Origin of the sequence: Microseira wollei NIES-4236 (assembly GCF_020521235.1) — a bacterium.
GTDB lineage: Bacteria > Cyanobacteriota > Cyanobacteriia > Cyanobacteriales > Aerosakkonemataceae > Microseira > Microseira wollei.
This window is the reverse complement of the sequence record NZ_BLAY01000611.1, coordinates 1-342: the sequence shown is the minus strand read 5'-3', so window position 1 is coordinate 342 and position 342 is coordinate 1. Positions and strand designations below refer to the sequence as shown.

Below are 342 nucleotides of genomic sequence, written 5' to 3'. Positions count from 1 at the left end.
AACAGCTGATGTCGCATCTATGGGAGAAACACCAGAGATATCCGCAACAGCAACATCCTCTTCGTCAGCGGTCGCACCAACATCCCCCACAGCAATTGATTCCAAAGCATCGCCAACAGCTGATGTCCCATCTATGGGAGAAACACCAGAGATATCCGCAACAGCGACATCCCCCACAACAATTGATTCCAAAGCATCGCCAACAGCTGATGTCGCATCTATGGGAGAAACACCAGAGATATCCGCAACAGCAACATCCTCTTCGTCAGCGGTCGCACCAACATCCGCCACAGCAATTGATTCAAAAGCATCGCCAACTGCCGATCTCGAATCAATGGGAGA

At 50.6% G+C, this 342-nt stretch carries 1 protein-coding gene; it reads right to left on the bottom strand.

The genetic code is table 11. The annotated features are described in order from the left end of the window. The coding region (locus MiSe_RS50010; protein WP_226595069.1) for a hypothetical protein at nucleotides 1-342 on the bottom strand (342 nt) is incomplete at both ends.